The sequence below is a fragment of the Lactonifactor sp. BIOML-A5 genome (genome assembly GCF_009677585.1).
GTDB lineage: Bacteria > Bacillota > Clostridia > Lachnospirales > Lachnospiraceae > Lactonifactor.
Window position 1 is genome coordinate 180,071 of record NZ_WKYV01000005.1, and the last position, 14,606, is coordinate 194,676.

Genomic DNA, 14,606 nt, shown 5'->3' on the forward strand with positions numbered 1-14,606 from the left:
GGGAGTTTTGCTCACTTTTGGCGAGCGGTGAATGGCGATCATGGATTTTTGCTTCCTGATCGGACAGCCCATCATAGGTAAGTAACTGAAATAACAGTTGAATTTTTAAAGGAGGAAATTACGTGGACTCGATTGACTATTATGACCGATACGCGATACCTTATTTTGAGAAAACAGTAGACTTAAGTATGGAAGAGATGCTGAAGCCCTTTATAGAACTGCTCCCTGAGAATGCGGAGGTACTGGACCTGGGCTGCGGTTCCGGACGTGACACCCTTTATATGGAAGAAGAAGGAATCTCAGTAACTCCAATGGACGCTTCTGCAGAGATGTGCAAACTGGCCAGTATCCATACAGGAAAGGAAGTACTGAATTTAAGGCTTGAGGACATGGACTTTGATGACGTCTTTGACGGTGTCTGGGCCTGTGCCGTTATCGGACATTTTACGCCGAAGGAAGTGAAGAAGGCTATGAAAAAGGTGATACGTTCCCTGAAAGAGGGAGGAATCATGTATTTTTCGGTGCGGAAAGGAGACAGGGACGGGCAGTATAACGGGAGATATTTCTGTGATTACTCTAAGAGAACCCTGGAGGATTTGGTTGAGAGCCTGCGTAATGTGGAATTAATGGATATCTGGATTACAGAGGATATCCGCAAAGAGAGCGAAGGCAATGAATGGTTCAATGTATTGCTTCGCAAAACGGAGTAAGCTATGACACAATTTACCCATTTACATGTGCATACAGAGTACAGCCTGCTGGATGGTTCTAATAAAATAAAAGAATATGTATCCAGAGTAAAAGAACTGGGGATGGACAGTGCAGCCATAACAGACCATGGGGTCATGTTTGGGTGCATTGATTTTTATAGGGAAGCCAAAGCCCAGGGAATCAAACCCATTATGGGCTGCGAGGTTTATGTGGCCCCGAATTCCAGATTTGACAAAGAACTCACCGGGGGCGAGGACCGCTATTACCATCTGGTACTGCTGGCAGAGAATGATCAGGGCTATCACAACCTGATGAAAATAGTATCCAAGGGATTTGTAGAAGGCTTCTATTACAAACCCAGGGTGGATATGGAAGTGTTGGAAGAATTCCATGAAGGAATTATTGCATCATCCGCCTGCCTTGCAGGAGAAGTTGCAAGAAATATTACAAAGATATTTTACGAAGAGGCGAAGCAAGCCGCATTAAAATATGAAAACGTATTTGGAAAGGGGAATTTTTTCCTGGAGCTTCAGGATCACGGGATCCCGGAGCAGCAGTACGTGAATCAGCAGCTTATGCGTATGAGTCAGGAGCTGGGAATTCCCCTGATCGCAACTAACGACGTGCATTATACTTATGACACAGATGCTGAATCCCATGACATTCTTCTCTGTGTCCAGACCGGAAAAAAACTTCAGGATGAGGATAGAATGCGCTACGAGGGGGGGCAGTATTATGTAAAGTCACCCCAGGAGATGGAAGCGCTGTTTCCTTATGCTCTGGAGGCTCTGGAAAATACCCATAAAATAGCCGAGCGATGCAACGTCGAGATAGAATTCGGCGTCACCAAGCTGCCAAGATTTGACGTTCCACAGGGATATACGGCCTGGGAGTACCTGAACAAACTGTGCTTTGACGGCCTGCGGGATAAGTATTCCCCAAAACGGGCTGAGGAGCTTTCTCAGCGCCTGGATTATGAGCTGGGTGTTATCTCCAACATGGGATACGTGGATTACTTTCTTATTGTATGGGATTTCATCCGTTATGCCAGGGAAAAGGATATTATTGTAGGGCCCGGAAGAGGCTCTGCCGCAGGCAGCCTGGTAGCGTATACGCTTGGGATTACACAGCTGGATCCCATCCGCTATGATCTTCTGTTTGAGCGTTTCCTGAATCCGGAACGTGTATCCATGCCGGATATTGATGTGGATTTTTGCTTTGAACGACGCCAGGAGGTCATTGATTATGTGGTGGAAAAGTACGGGAAGGACCGGGTGGTCCAGATTGTAACTTTCGGTACTATGGCGGCCAGAGGTGTGATCCGGGATGTTGGGCGTGTCATGGATCTGCCGTATGCCCAGTGTGACACCATCGCCAAGATGATTCCCAATGAATTGAATATTACCATAGATAAAGCGCTGAAGATGAATCGTGAGCTCCGGGAGATGTACGAGGAAGATGATACGGTTCAGAAGCTTATTGATATGTCCCGGCGTCTGGAGGGGCTGCCCCGCCACACGTCTATGCATGCGGCAGGCGTGGTGATCAGCCAGAAACCGGTGGACGAGTATGTACCCCTCTCCAGAGCCTCTGACGGTTCCATTACCACACAGTTCACCATGACGACGCTGGAGGAGCTGGGGCTCCTGAAAATGGACTTTTTAGGCTTGCGGACTCTGACGGTTATCCAGAATGCCCAGAAGCTTGTGGAAAAAAGTCTTGGGCATCCGCTGGAACTAGATGCCATTGATTATAATGATCCACAGGTGCTGACCCTTGTGGGAAGCGGTAAAACTGAGGGCATTTTTCAGCTGGAGAGCGCGGGGATGAAGAACTTTATGAAGGAACTGCGTCCCCAGAGCCTGGAGGATATTATTGCGGGAATTTCCCTTTACCGTCCCGGCCCCATGGATTTTATTCCCCAGTATATCCGGGGAAAAAACCACCCGGAGACAATTACCTATGACTGCCCCCAGCTTGAGCCTATTCTAAAGGCAACCTACGGGTGTATCGTCTACCAGGAGCAGGTAATGCAGATTGTACAGGCTCTGGCAGGCTACACCCTGGGAAGAAGCGATCTTCTTCGAAGGGCCATGTCCAAGAAGAAGGCGTCTGTCATGGAAAAAGAACGCCAGAGCTTTGTATACGGAAATGAAGAGGAAGGGGTGCCCGGATGCATCAACCGGGGAATCAGTGAAAAGACAGCTAATAAAATTTACGATGAGATGATTGACTTTGCCAAATACGCATTTAATAAGTCCCATGCGGCTGCGTATGCGGTGGTATCGTACCAGACCGCCTATCTGAAATGCTATTTCCCTGTAGAATATATGGCTGCTTTAATGACATCCGTAATCGAAATGCCAACCAAGGTTTCCGAGTACATTCTGACCTGCCGCCAGATGGGAATCCAGATTCTGCCCCCTGATATCAATACAGGAGAAAGTGCCTTTTCCGTTGAGGGACACGATATACGCTATGGGCTGTCTGCCATTAAAAGCATCGGCCGTCCGGTGATCCAGGCTATTGTGGAGGAGAGAGCAGAACACGGGCCCTTTAAGACTCTGAAAGATTTCATAGAACGCCTGTCGGGCAAGGAAGTGAACAAAAGGACCCTTGAGAACTTTATCAAGGCAGGAGCCTTTGACAGCCTGCCTGGAAACCGCCGCCAGCAGATGATGGTCTATGCCCAGATTCTGGATGGAGTCAACCAGGAAAAAAAGACTGTTATGGCAGGGCAGATGAGCCTCTTTGATCTGGTTTCTGAGGAAGAAAAGCTGGAGTATGAAGTGAGAATGCCGGATGTGAAGGAATATGAGAAGGAAACATTGCTGGCATTTGAAAAAGAGGTTCTGGGCGTGTATATCAGCGGCCATCCCTTGGAAGAATATGAACAGATATGGAGAAAAAATATAACGGCAGTTACCTCAGACTTTATGCCTGACGAGGAGACTGGTATGCCCAAGGTTTACGACGGAGCAAAAGCGGTCCTGGGCGGAATGATTACCGGCAAAACGATAAAATACACAAAAAACAATAAGACAATGGCCTTCCTTACCCTGGAAGATCTGCTGGGGACTGTGGAGGTTGTGGTATTCCCCCGGGATTATGAAAACAACGCCATGCTGATGGAAGTAGACTCAAAAGTATTTATCCAGGGGAGAATCTCGGTGGAGGATGATAAACCCAGCAAACTTATCTGTGAAAAAATCCTTTCCTTTGAGGCGGTACCCAGGGAACTCTGGGTGCAGTTTGAAGATCTGGAGGAATTTAGAAATGCCCGGGAGGAACTCTATGGGGAAATCAGCAGCTGTCCCGGGAAAAGCCAGGTGATGATCTATCTTCGTTCTGAAAAAGCAAAAAAAATGCTTCCCTCCTCTATGAACGTGGATCTTGAAACCGGCATTTTCGTCAAATTGCGGGAAAAATACGGTGAAGGCAACGTTAAACTTGTAGAAAAGAGTATTGAAAAACTCATGAAAATGCATTAGAATAGGAACGAATAGTGGAAGATTGTTAAAAAATGTGCAGACAATTAATGGAGGGATAAGATGACTGCTAAGAAAGAGATAAAAACTATCGGTGTTTTAACCAGCGGCGGAGATGCCCCGGGTATGAACGCAGCGATTCGTGCGGTTGTAAGGCGGGGATTGTCCAAAGGCTGTAAGATGAAGGGCATTTTAAAAGGATACAATGGTTTGCTGAATGAAGAAATTATTGATATGACGGCAGTTGACGTTTCAGATACCATTGAGCGGGGAGGCACCATTCTCTATACGGCCCGCTGTGCGGAGTTCCGTACGGAAGAGGGACAGAAAAGAGGAGCTGAGATCTGCAGGAAGCACGGGATTGATGCACTGGTAGTCATCGGCGGTGACGGATCCTTTGCCGGCGCCCAGAAGCTGGCCAATCTGGGAATCAATACCGTAGGTGTTCCGGGCACCATTGACCTGGATATTGCCTGCACAGAATATACAATTGGGTTTGACACTGCGGTAAATACAGCCATGGAGGCGATTGATAAGGTACGGGATACCTCAACCTCTCACGAACGCTGCAGTATTATAGAAGTTATGGGAAGAAATGCGGGATATCTGGCCCTGTGGTGCGGAATCGCCAACGGTGCTGAGGATATTCTTCTTCCTGAAAAATATGATTACGATGAACAGAAGGTAATCAATAATATCATTGAGAACCGCAAGAGAGGCAAGAAGCATCATATCATCATTAACGCGGAGGGTATCGGACATTCTGAGGCTATGGCAAAGCGAATTGAGGCTGCCACAGGAATTGAAACCAGAGCAACCATTCTGGGCCATATGCAGCGTGGCGGCAGCCCTACCTGTAAGGACCGTGTATATGCGTCCATAATGGGTGCAAAGGCTGTGGATGTCCTTCTGGAAGGAAAGACGCAGCGGGTAATCGGCTATAAGAATGGGGAATATGTTGATTTTGATATTAACGAGGCGCTGGCTATGACTAAGTCGATTCCTGAATATACCTATGAGATAGGTCATGCCCTATCCCACAATTACAGCAAAAATGTAAAATAACAGTTAAGAGACATTGCTCATGAATTCTTTAAAAAATCTCGGTACAAAATTAAAAACAGCACAAATAATTGCCCTCGGTTTTGCGGGGGTAATTTTTGTAGGCACAATTCTTTTATATCTGCCGATATCTTCGGCTCCTGGAGTGCATACCACCTTTATTGACGCATTATTTACTGCTACCACTTCTGTGTGTGTTACCGGGCTGACTACGGTATCTACAGCAGGCAATTGGTCTGTGTTCGGAAAGGCTGTGATCCTGATATTAATCCAGCTGGGCGGTTTTGGTATTATCACCATGAGTACTATTGTGTTAATGGTTGTGGGAAAGCGGATCACGCTGAATGACAGGAACAGGATACGGGAATCCTTTAATCTGGACTCTATGAGCGGCCTTGCCAGGCTGATCCGGAAGATTGTGGCTGGAACGCTTATTGTGGAGGGAATGGGAGTGGTTTTATACTGCTTTGCATTTATCCCCAGGTTCGGCGCGGGAAAGGGATTCTGTGTGTCTGTTTTTAATGCAGTATCCTCGTTCTGCAATGCAGGAATGGACATTATGGGAGATACCAGCCTGGCGGCGTATGCAACCAGCCCTCTGGTCAACTTCACCACCATCGGTCTGATTGTGATTGGCGGCCTTGGCTATATGGTTTGGTGGGATCTTGTGGGGACAGGCAGAAGAATCGTTAAAAAAGAGATAGAATGGAAGAAAACCTGGAGGTATCTGAACCTGAACTCAAAACTTGTGCTGAGCAGTACGGCGATTCTTATTGCAGGGGGGACTGTGCTAATCTTTTTGTTCGAGAATCATAATCCCGGCACCATGGGAGATTTTACCCCGGGACAGACCTGGATGGCATCTCTGTTTCAGTCGGTTACCTGCAGGACTGCCGGATTTTTTACGATTGCACAGGATAAACTGAGAGAGGCATCGGTGATGGTGTGTATGCTCCTGATGTTCATCGGGGGTTCCCCTATGGGGACCGCCGGCGGAGTGAAAACGACAACTGTCTGGGTACTGGTCCTGACAGCGGTAACTTTTCTGCGGGGAAAGAAGGAGACAGAGGTATTCCGGAGGAAGGTGTCCGATACCTACATCCGTACAGCGCTGATTGTGGTGCTGGTAAGCTTCAGTGTCCTTTTTATATCCGTTGTGGGGATTACCCTGGTGTCTGATGCTCCCTTTCTCGATATTTTATATGAAATGACTTCTGCTGTGGGGACCGTCGGTCTGAGCAGGGGACTGACACCTAATCTTACCGCAGCGGGAAAGTTGATTGTAATTCTTACCATGTATATCGGCAGGATCGGACCGGTAACACTGGCTACGGCGGTAACGATACAGGCCCGCAGGCAGACCTCGAATATACACCTGCCGGAAGAAAAGATATTGATCGGATAGGAGGAACGTGATATGGGAAAGAAATCCTACGCAGTTATCGGCTTGGGTAAGTTTGGATATGCAGTGGCAGAGACACTGGCAAAAGCCGGCTTTGAGGTAATGGCAGTGGACACAGATGAAGAAATTGTGCATAGCATTGCCAAGGAGGTTTCCTATGCGGCCCGGGCGGACATTACAGAGACGGGGGTTCTGGAATCTCTCGGAATCTCCAATGTGGATGTGGTGGTTGTCGGGGTCGCCGAGAATATGGAGGCCAGTATTATGGCTACTATATTTGCGAAGGAGGCAGGCGTGAAGTATGTCATGGCGAAGGCTGTGAACAAGCTCCATGCAACCATCCTGAAGAAAGTAGGCGCGGATGAGATTATCCATCCGGAATGGTCCATGGGAACCAGGGTTGCCAAGAACCTGATGTCAGGGGGATTCGTTGACTTTTTTGAGCTCTCCTCCAAGTTTAGTCTGGCTGAGCTGCCGGTGCCCGAGGAATGGGCAGGGAAGACTTTAATCGATCTGAACCTCAGGGATAAATTTGGGGTGAATGTAGTTGGCGTAAAGGTGGGAGACGATGTGCAGGTAAATGTAAAGCCGGACCAACCGTTTCTCAGAGAGCAGACGCTAATGATAGTAGGTGAGAATGAGAGTCTTGCCAGATTGCAGAGGTAGGTGGAAGATATGATTACCAGTACATCCAATCCCCAGATTAAGAATATTGTACAGCTGGAGAAAAAGCCCAGGGCCCGGAAGGAGCAGGGGCTTTTTGTGGTGGAGGGCAGCAAAATGTTCGCCGAGGCCCCACGAGATAAAATTAAGAAAATATATTGTTCCCAAAGTTTTCTGGAAAAAAAGGAACACAGAGATTTGCTGGAGAGTAAGGGGTTCAGCCCGGACAGTCAGGGGACAGAAGTGGTGGAGGACAGAGTGTTTAAAGGCCTTTCGGATACCATGACCCCCCAGGGGATTCTCTGTGTTATGCAGCAGATGGAGTATACCCTCGAGGAGGTCCTTGGGGGGAATACCAAAGAGGGGCCGCCCTTCCTGCTTCTTCTGGAAGATCTCCAGGATCCGGGTAATCTGGGAACTATCCTGAGAACCGGAGAGGGGGCAGGGGTTACCGGTGTGATAATGAGCAGAAGTACCGTGGACATCTATAATCCTAAGGTGATACGGTCTACCATGGGCTCTGTCTACCGGGTTCCGTTTCTCTATACGGACTCTCTTTTGGAGATACTGCCCCGTCTGAAGGATGCGGGAATTACTACCTATGCCGCGCACCTTAGGGGGACCAGCGACTATGACAGGCAGGACTATACCAGGGGTACAGGATTTTTTATAGGAAACGAGGGGAACGGCCTGTCTGATTCTCTGTCTTTTGGGGCGGATGTGAAGATTAGAATACCTATGTGCGGGCAGGTAGAGTCCCTGAATGCCGCTATGGCATGCGGGATCCTGGCCTATGAAGCATACAGGCAGAGAAGAGGTTAAAGGAGGCGGAACATAATGAAAGAAACGGGTATTTTGCTCCCAGTGGCATCTCTTCCTTCCTGTACGGGGGTTGGAGAACTGGGGACTTTTGCATATGAATGGATTGACATGATAGCAGAGGCCGGGGCAGGAATCTGGCAGATTCTTCCCTTAACCCCTCTGGGGTATGGGAATTCCCCTTATCAGCCCTACTCTTCCAGGGCCGGAGATGAAATCTATATCAGTCTGGAGGAACTGAGGCAGGAGGGGCTGCTGACAGACATACCACCGGCTGGTCCCTGGAAAGACGGGCAGCGTATCCGGTACGGGAAAGTGAGAGCGTATAAGGATGCCATTTTGAGAAATGCATTTTCAGCTTTTCAGGAGGATGAAGAATATCTGAAGTTTGCCCGGCAGGACTGGGTAAGAGAGTATGGAGTGTTCCGGGCGTTCCGCAGGGCTGAGGGGGATGCCTGCTGGAATACCTGGCCTGCAGAGCTTAAGGCATGGCCGGAGGAAAGAACGGCAGATGTAATGCCTTATGAAGGGGAGATTCGATACCAGATATTCCTTCAATATGTTTTTTGCCGCCAGTGGATGAAGCTGAAGCAGTATGCCAATGAAAAGGGAGTCCGAATTATGGGGGATGTTCCTTTTTATGTGGGGGTGGACTCTGTGGATGTCTGGGCGCAGAAAGAGAACTTCCTCCTGGATGCAGAGGGGAATCCGTCTTTTATCGCCGGAGTGCCGCCGGATTATTTCAGCGCCGACGGCCAGAGGTGGGGGAATCCGATTTATGACTGGGACTATATGAGAGAAACCGGGTACCGTTTCTGGACAGACCGTATGGAGTATAACAGCCGGCTGTTCGACATTATCCGAATCGATCACTTCAGGGCCTTCGACACGTTCTGGAAGATTCCCGCCTCCTGTCCCACAGCCATTGAAGGTGAGTGGGTGGAGGCTCCCGGATATGAGGTTTTAGACACCCTTTACCGGGAGATTCCCGAGATATCCCTCGTTGCGGAGGATCTGGGAGAACTCCGCCCCCAGGTCCATACGCTGAAGGAACACTATCATCTGAAGGGAATGAAGATTCTTCAATTTACCATAGACACCCAGGGGAAATATGCCAGGGATAGGTTCAGGGATACAGAAAACATGATAATCTACACCGGAACCCACGATAATGACACGATCCGCGGCTGGTATCAGGAGCAAACAGCTGCCAAAAAACGTAAAATTCGCCGATTTTTGAAGAAAAATGGTTTTAAAAACGGAACCCCTGCCAGCCGTCTCATAGCCTATGCCTTGTCCAGTCCAGCCGAATACGCGATCCTCCCCGCCGCAGACCTGCTGGAGTACGACAGCCGTGCAAGGCTAAACACCCCATCCACCGTGGGAAGCCCCAACTGGGAGTGGAAACTTCCGGATTACCAGGAAATGCGGCAGGCACTAAAAAAATGGACCCCATATTTTAACAGAACATAACAAAAAATAAAAAGTATCGTCTTGTATATCCAGGAAACCGGCAGGGCCCGGGGATGGCAAGGCAAAGCACAGGCAGAGATGCGCAGACTGCGGAATGCGTCCGAAGATCCACTGCCGGCGTTCACTTAGAAGCGAAGGCTCTCCTGAGATTCTTAGTGAACGGCCAGGCAGTTAGCTGAGGAGAAATGAAGCAGCAAGCATCTCTGCCTGTGCTTTGCCTTGCCATCCCCGGGCCCTGCCGGTTTCCGTCCCCTCCCCTTCCTTTCCAAAAAGTGACAGAAAATACCCGCTTGACAATAATACGTAATCTTGATACAATACATTCGTAACAAAAATTAATAAGTTTGTAACAATTTCAAAAAACAAAATTAAAATTTATAGAAATTGTTCAGGAGGTAAGTATGAGAGCAAGAACAAAACATGTAGTATACAGTATGGGCGGTGCGCTGGCGTTGTCCCTGGCAATGACAGTTCCCACCTTCGCGGATACCACAGGCGATACCCCCGATAACACCCAGACAGAAGCGGTCTGGACAGATAAAGTAGCAGCAGATGTGAACACTTATGCCAATATCCGGGTGGATGCATCTATCAACAGTCAGAGAGTCGGACGTCTTCCCAAAGGCGGCGTAGCCGTAGCGGTTGGGGAAAAGGACGGATGGATTCAGGTGTCTTCCGGTGATGTGGAAGGGTACATACGCGGAGACCTTCTGGTATCCGAGGAAGCAGCAAGAGATCTCTATGTTAGTACCTATGGCACGGAAGACATATCTGTATGGGCAGAAGTAATAGAAGCCCGTCCTCAGGAGGCGGAAGCACCCCAGGAGGAGCCGGGAAGCCAGGAACAGGAAAGTGAAGAGACCGCGGAGACAGCAGTTTCCGTCAGCCAGGATGACCTGGATCTCATGGCGGCCATTATAGAATGTGAGGCCGGAGGGGAAAGCTACGAAGGAAAAGTTGCAGTTGGTGCGGTAGTTATGAACCGAGTAAACAGCAGCAAATTCCCCAACACTATCTCTGAGGTTATCTACCAGAGAGGCCAGTTTTCACCGGTGGCCAGCGGAAAACTTTCCCGTGTACTCTCCAGAGGGGCCAGGGAGGACTGTTACGAAGCAGCCAGAGACGTATTAAACGGAGCCAACACAGTTGGAGATAAGCTCTTTTTCAGCGCCGGAAGCGGCAAGGGAATACAAATAGGAAATCAGCATTTTTATTAAAAACTAAAAAGGGACAGGGCTGTCCGATTTTGGGACACCCTGAGTGCAAAAGGGGACGTGTTCTTTTTCAAAGGAACACGTCCCCCATTGTATTTTTGTGTCTGTTATAGTATGATATAACAAAGAATGAGCAAAAATAATAACGGACAAAGAGGGGTGATATTATGCAAGTACCTATTATATGGCTTGTGATTCTGGCAGTACTGTTGATTATTGAGATTGCGACTTTGGGGCTTACAACGATCTGGTTTGCCGGCGGAGCCCTCGTTGCATTTCTTGTTTCCCTGGTGGGAGGTCCTTTGTGGCTGCAGATTACACTGTTTATTGTTGTATCTTTCATTCTTTTAGTGTTTACAAGACCGGCAGCTGCCCGATTGCTCAACAAGAAGGTGGAAAAGACCAATGTGGAAAGTCTTCCCGGGCAGAAGGCAGTGGTTCTTCAGGAGATCAATAATATTCAGGGAACTGGGCAGGTGAAGATGAATGGCCTTGAGTGGACTGCCAGATCCCAGAACGGCAAAATTATTCCTAAGGATGCGATTGTAAATGTAGTAACCGTTGAGGGCGTAAAACTGATTGTAGAAGAGGAGAACTAGTTATGGGATTTATCGTTTTATTAGTCTTTATCATCCTGGCATTGATTGTACTGGCATCTTGTGTAAAAATTGTTCCCCAGGCACATGCTCTTGTTGTAGAACGCCTTGGGATGTTCCGGGGTACTTGGGGCGTAGGCATTCATTTTAAAATTCCTTTTATTGAGAGAATAGCCAAGAGGGTGAATCTGAAGGAGCAGGTGGTGGATTTTGCCCCCCAGCCAGTTATTACCAAGGATAATGTAACCATGAGAATTGATACGGTAGTATTCTTTCAGATTACAGACCCGAGACTCTTCGCCTATGGCGTGGAGAACCCTATTATGGCTATTGAGAATCTGACAGCTACTACTCTGAGAAATATTATCGGCGATATGGAACTGGATGAGACCCTTACATCCAGAGAGATTATCAATACAAAGATGAGAGCATCCCTGGATATTGCCACAGACCCATGGGGCATAAAGGTGAACCGCGTGGAGCTTAAGAATATCATTCCTCCGTCAGCTATTCAGGATGCCATGGAGAAACAGATGAAGGCAGAGCGTGAGCGGAGGGAGTCAATCCTTATCGCTGAGGGTGAGAAGAAGTCCACCATTTTGGTAGCGGAAGGTAAAAAAGAATCCGTTATCCTGGACGCTGAGGCTGAGAAACAGGCTGCTATCCTGAGGGCGGAGGCAGAGAAGGAAAAGATGATCCGTGAGGCAGAGGGGCAGGCAGAGGCGATTCTGAAGGTTCAGGAGGCGAATGCACAGGGAATCCGCATGATCCGGGAGGCCGGAGCTGACAATGCGGTGCTGACCATCAAGAGTCTGCAGGCATTCGAAAAGGCGGCTGACGGCAAGGCCACTAAGATTATTATTCCGTCAGATATTCAGGGGATCGCAGGACTTGCATCCTCGCTGGCCGAGGTTATGAAGGATAAGGAAAAATAGAAACCGAACATCGGGAACGGAGGTATCACTGACGATACGTCCGTTCTTTGCTATCCTGAACCACACCGGACAGTAAACCAGTCAAATTGCAGCAGGGAGGCAGTCCTATGTTACCAGTAATAGACATGACAAAAGAATATGGAATTGTGCTTGAGGGGGGCGGCGCAAAGGGCGCATATCAGATTGGTGCGTGGAAGGCCCTGGTGGAGGCAGGTGTTAAGATCAAAGGGATTGCAGGCACCAGCGTAGGGGCACTGAACGGCGCTCTTATGTGCATGGGAGATCTGGAAAATGCGGAGGAAGTGTGGGAAACCATATCATATTCCAGGATTATGGATGTGGACGATGAGAAAATGGCGCAGCTGTTTAACGGGGAGCTGGGCCTTGCGGAAGCCCTCAGCGATGGCCTGGCATTTATGACGGAAGGAGGGGTGGATATAACCCCCCTGAAGGAGCTGATAGCCAAAAATATTGACGAGGACGCCATCCTTGCCTCCCCCATAGAGCTCTATGTACTAACTTTTTGTGTAGATGAGCTGAAGGAACTGGATGTTGATCTGAAAAAGGTAGACAAATCTCTCATGAAGGATTTCCTCCTGGCCAGCGCCTATTTGTTTCCCGTATTTAAAAATGAGAAAATCCGGGGAAAGAGATATATTGACGGAGGGGCCATAAACAACGTTCCCCTGGGCTCCCTGGTGGATCGGGGATACAAAGATATTATTATGATTCGGATCTATGGAGTGGGCAGAGAAAAGAAGGTAAAACTGCCGGAGGATGCGAATTTGATTACCGTTGCTCCCAGAGTTCAGCTGGGAAATATCATTGATTTTGACAGCAAGAAGAGCCGAAGGAATATGCGGATCGGCTATTATGATGCCATGCGGGCTATCTACGGCCTGGGGGGGCGAATATATTATATTGAAGAAAATCAGGAAGAGTGTTATTATTTAAAGCAGCTGATTGACGTGGACAGAATCATTATGGACTATCTTCTGGAAACCTATCACATGGAACCGGCAGAGGGAATGGAAGTGAGAACGCTTATAGAAGTGATACTACCAGCCATTGCATCCGAACTAAAGCTGGGGAAGGAATGGACTTACAGGGAATTGTATCTGACAATGCTTGAGGCCACGGCAAAAATGTGCAGAGTGCAGAAGTACAGAATCTATACGCTGAAGGAACTGCAGCATGAGGTGAACAGAAGACTGTACCGTCTTGTGGGAGATCCTGTGCCTGCGTTTGTGCAGATAATTTCTAAGGATATATTAATATAAATAAGCAGGAGGATAAGAGAATGAATTTAAAGGGACGTAATTTTTTAACACTAAAGGATTTTTCGCCGGAGGAGATCCAGGGGCTTTTGGATCTGGCAGCTGATCTAAAGGCTAAGAAAAAGCAGGGGATTCTGGGAAACAGCCTGAAAGGAAAGAATATTGCACTAATTTTTGAAAAACCTTCTACCCGCACAAGATGTGCGTTTACTGTGGGGTGTACCGATGAGGGCGCGCATCCGGAATATCTGGGAACCAACGATATCCAGCTGGGAGCCAAAGAGAGTGTTGAGGATACGGCGAGAGTTCTGGGACGTATGTTTGACGGGATTGAATTCCGGGGATTCAAGCATGAGCACGTGGAAATGCTGGCCAAGTACAGCGGTGTTCCTGTGTGGAACGGACTTACCGATGACTATCACCCCACCCAGATACTGGCAGATTTTCTGACTATGATGGAACATCTGGGAACCCTGAAAGGACTGAACTTCGCCTATCTGGGGGATGGGAGAAATAATATGGCAAACAGCCTGATGATTGGCTGCGCCAAAATGGGGGTTAATTTCACAATTATAGCGCCCAAGGCTCTGTGGCCCAAGGAGGAACTGGTGGAGCTCTGTAAGGGATATGCGGACCAGGCCGGATCTGCTATAACCCTCTCAGAATCCACGGATGATGTGGCAGGGGCAGATGTCATTTACACCGATGTGTGGTGTTCCATGGGAGAAGAGAGCAAGGCAGCAGAACGTGTGGAGCTCCTGAAGCCTTATCAGGTTAATGCGGAGCTTATGAAAAAGACCGGAAAGGACAGCACGATCTTCATGCATTGTCTCCCCGCGGTAAAAGGAAATGAAGTGACAGAAGAGGTATTTGAATCTGCCCAGTCTGTGGTATTTGATGAAGCCGAGAACCGTATGCACACCATTAAAGCTGTTATGGTGGCAACTTTAGGAGAGTAGCTGTTCT

Annotated in this window: 12 protein-coding genes; all 12 read left to right on the plus strand. The window is 48.3% G+C overall.

Going from position 1 to position 14,606, the window contains the following annotated elements:
* Nucleotides 1-122: 122 nt before the first annotated feature.
* The 12 genes from GKG41_RS05555 to argF all read left to right on the plus strand — a co-directional run bounded on the left by GKG41_RS05555 (nucleotide 123) and on the right by argF (nucleotide 14,599).
* On the plus strand, nucleotides 123-710 hold the full coding sequence (locus GKG41_RS05555; protein ID WP_226902447.1) for a class I SAM-dependent methyltransferase: 588 nt from the start codon (nucleotides 123-125) through the stop codon (nucleotides 708-710).
* Nucleotides 711-713: 3 nt separating this feature from the next.
* Nucleotides 714-4,202 carry a DNA polymerase III subunit alpha gene (locus GKG41_RS05560; RefSeq protein WP_154257569.1) on the plus strand — a complete coding sequence of 1,163 codons (3,489 nt, stop codon included), beginning with the start codon at nucleotides 714-716 and terminating at the stop codon, nucleotides 4,200-4,202.
* 60 nt (nucleotides 4,203-4,262) lie between these two features.
* Nucleotides 4,263-5,264, plus strand: coding sequence for a 6-phosphofructokinase (pfkA, locus tag GKG41_RS05565; RefSeq protein ID WP_154257570.1), 1,002 nt, complete (start codon nucleotides 4,263-4,265; stop codon nucleotides 5,262-5,264).
* Between the two features lie 19 nt (nucleotides 5,265-5,283).
* The gene (locus GKG41_RS05570) at nucleotides 5,284-6,666 is read left to right on the plus strand and encodes a potassium transporter TrkG (RefSeq protein WP_154257571.1); all 1,383 of its coding nucleotides are present in this window, start codon (nucleotides 5,284-5,286) and stop codon (nucleotides 6,664-6,666) included.
* A gap of 12 nt (nucleotides 6,667-6,678) precedes the next feature.
* Nucleotides 6,679-7,329 carry a TrkA family potassium uptake protein gene (locus tag GKG41_RS05575; protein ID WP_154257572.1) on the plus strand — a complete coding sequence of 217 codons (651 nt, stop codon included), beginning with the start codon at nucleotides 6,679-6,681 and terminating at the stop codon, nucleotides 7,327-7,329.
* Between the two features lie 9 nt (nucleotides 7,330-7,338).
* The gene (locus tag GKG41_RS05580; protein ID WP_154257573.1) at nucleotides 7,339-8,148 is read left to right on the plus strand and encodes an RNA methyltransferase; all 810 of its coding nucleotides are present in this window, start codon (nucleotides 7,339-7,341) and stop codon (nucleotides 8,146-8,148) included.
* 15 nt (nucleotides 8,149-8,163) lie between these two features.
* Nucleotides 8,164-9,618, plus strand: coding sequence for a 4-alpha-glucanotransferase (gene malQ / locus GKG41_RS05585; RefSeq protein WP_154257574.1), 1,455 nt, complete (start codon nucleotides 8,164-8,166; stop codon nucleotides 9,616-9,618).
* Between the two features lie 401 nt (nucleotides 9,619-10,019).
* Nucleotides 10,020-10,835, plus strand: coding sequence for a cell wall hydrolase (locus tag GKG41_RS05590; protein ID WP_154257575.1), 816 nt, complete (start codon nucleotides 10,020-10,022; stop codon nucleotides 10,833-10,835).
* 164 nt (nucleotides 10,836-10,999) lie between these two features.
* A complete protein-coding gene (locus tag GKG41_RS05595) occupies nucleotides 11,000-11,431 on the plus strand; it encodes an NfeD family protein (RefSeq protein WP_154257576.1) in 432 nt (143 codons plus the stop codon).
* A gap of 2 nt (nucleotides 11,432-11,433) precedes the next feature.
* Complete coding sequence (locus tag GKG41_RS05600) at nucleotides 11,434-12,363, plus strand: SPFH domain-containing protein (protein ID WP_072854186.1); 930 nt, start codon at nucleotides 11,434-11,436, stop codon at nucleotides 12,361-12,363.
* A 107-nt stretch (nucleotides 12,364-12,470) separates the two neighbouring features.
* Complete coding sequence (locus GKG41_RS05605) at nucleotides 12,471-13,643, plus strand: patatin-like phospholipase family protein (RefSeq protein WP_154257577.1); 1,173 nt, start codon at nucleotides 12,471-12,473, stop codon at nucleotides 13,641-13,643.
* A gap of 20 nt (nucleotides 13,644-13,663) precedes the next feature.
* The gene (gene argF, locus GKG41_RS05610) at nucleotides 13,664-14,599 is read left to right on the plus strand and encodes an ornithine carbamoyltransferase (protein ID WP_154257578.1); all 936 of its coding nucleotides are present in this window, start codon (nucleotides 13,664-13,666) and stop codon (nucleotides 14,597-14,599) included.
* Nucleotides 14,600-14,606 lie beyond the last annotated feature (7 nt).

Bases quoted from the DNA above. Each gene is read 5' to 3' on its own strand.
- GKG41_RS05560 (WP_154257569.1), top strand. From the start codon at position 714: ATGACACAATTTACCCATTTACATGTGCATACAGAGTACAGCCTGCTG.
- pfkA (WP_154257570.1), top strand. From the start codon at position 4,263: ATGACTGCTAAGAAAGAGATAAAAACTATCGGTGTTTTAACCAGCGGC.
- GKG41_RS05570 (WP_154257571.1), top strand. From the start codon at position 5,284: ATGAATTCTTTAAAAAATCTCGGTACAAAATTAAAAACAGCACAAATA.
- GKG41_RS05575 (WP_154257572.1), top strand. From the start codon at position 6,679: ATGGGAAAGAAATCCTACGCAGTTATCGGCTTGGGTAAGTTTGGATAT.
- GKG41_RS05580 (WP_154257573.1), top strand. From the start codon at position 7,339: ATGATTACCAGTACATCCAATCCCCAGATTAAGAATATTGTACAGCTG.
- malQ (WP_154257574.1), top strand. From the start codon at position 8,164: ATGAAAGAAACGGGTATTTTGCTCCCAGTGGCATCTCTTCCTTCCTGT.
- GKG41_RS05590 (WP_154257575.1), top strand. From the start codon at position 10,020: ATGAGAGCAAGAACAAAACATGTAGTATACAGTATGGGCGGTGCGCTG.
- GKG41_RS05595 (WP_154257576.1), top strand. From the start codon at position 11,000: ATGCAAGTACCTATTATATGGCTTGTGATTCTGGCAGTACTGTTGATT.
- GKG41_RS05600 (WP_072854186.1), top strand. From the start codon at position 11,434: ATGGGATTTATCGTTTTATTAGTCTTTATCATCCTGGCATTGATTGTA.
- GKG41_RS05605 (WP_154257577.1), top strand. From the start codon at position 12,471: ATGTTACCAGTAATAGACATGACAAAAGAATATGGAATTGTGCTTGAG.
- argF (WP_154257578.1), top strand. From the start codon at position 13,664: ATGAATTTAAAGGGACGTAATTTTTTAACACTAAAGGATTTTTCGCCG.